The 214-nt window shown below is 37.9% G+C and carries 1 protein-coding gene; it reads right to left on the bottom strand.

Annotated features, from left to right (window positions below; genetic code table 11):
• Positions 1-214: adenosylhomocysteinase (locus tag BN202_RS09205; RefSeq protein WP_034988344.1), on the bottom strand; the 214-nt coding region annotated here is incomplete at both ends.

Below are 214 nucleotides of genomic sequence, written 5' to 3'. Positions count from 1 at the left end.
ACCTGAAAGAGAAGCTGCTGAACCTTTACCCACATCACCATAGCCACAGACAATAGCTGTTTTACCAGCTATCATCACATCTGTTGCACGTCGAATACCATCTACGAGTGATTCTTTACAGCCATATTTATTATCAAATTTCGATTTCGTAACACTATCATTGACATTAATAGCAGGAAAAGGCAAAAGACCTTTCTCTTGTAAATGATGAAGA

Origin of the sequence: Bartonella florencae, assembly GCF_000312525.1 — a bacterium.
GTDB classification, from domain to species: Bacteria; Pseudomonadota; Alphaproteobacteria; order Rhizobiales; family Rhizobiaceae; genus Bartonella; species Bartonella florencae.
Note: the sequence above shows the minus strand (reverse complement) of the source record. Positions and strands in the feature narration are given on the sequence as shown.